We start from the raw sequence: 725 nt of genomic DNA, 5'->3' as shown, positions 1-725 counted from the left end.
CTGCTGCTGGAGCCGCTTGAGCTTGTGCAGGTTCTGCTTCAACGATTTCGTCTTCTGCTTCTTCTTCAGCAACTGGTTTCCAGAAGCCAACGATAACTGCTGTTGTTAGTGAGCCTAGTGCGATACCTACAACGTACATTGGGATGTTGCTTGATACAGGTGCTGTGATTAGACCGCCCCATGGTGCGTGTAGTAGTACGTCTGTTAGGCAGCCGAACACACAGCCAACGATACCACCAGCAACGATTGAAGGAAGAACGCGTACAGGGTCGTTTGCTGCGAATGGGATAGCACCTTCAGAGATACCGATAGAGCCCATGATTGCTGCTGCTTTACCTGCTTCTTGCTCTTGCTTAGTGAACTTCTTCTTGAATAGGAATGTTGCTAGTGCCATACCTAGAGGAGGCGTACAGATTGCGATACCAACACCACCCATTAGCCATGGTTGAGTATCAACTTGAGTTTGAGCGAATAGCGTTGCTACTTTGTTGATTGGACCGCCCATATCGAATGCAGTCATACCACCAAGAATCGTACCTAGAACCACTTTAGAAGCGCCAGCCATAGAAGCTAGGAATTCGTTCATAGAAGCCATGAAGATCTTGATTGGCTCACCGATACCCCATAGAACGATACCTGCAGAGATAAGCGTACCAACAAGTGGGTAGATGAAGTAAGCGCCCAACGCAGTCATGTTAGCAGAAAGAGGGATCTTCTTAAGTTGG

At 48.0% G+C, this 725-nt stretch carries 1 protein-coding gene; it reads right to left on the bottom strand.

Features of this window, described 5'->3' with window-relative positions:
* The coding region (locus R7P74_RS26340; protein WP_318123591.1) for a PTS fructose transporter subunit IIC at positions 1-725 on the bottom strand (725 nt) is incomplete at both ends.

Source organism: Vibrio sp. 2033, assembly GCF_033339735.1.
Note: the sequence above shows the minus strand (reverse complement) of the source record. Positions and strands in the feature narration are given on the sequence as shown.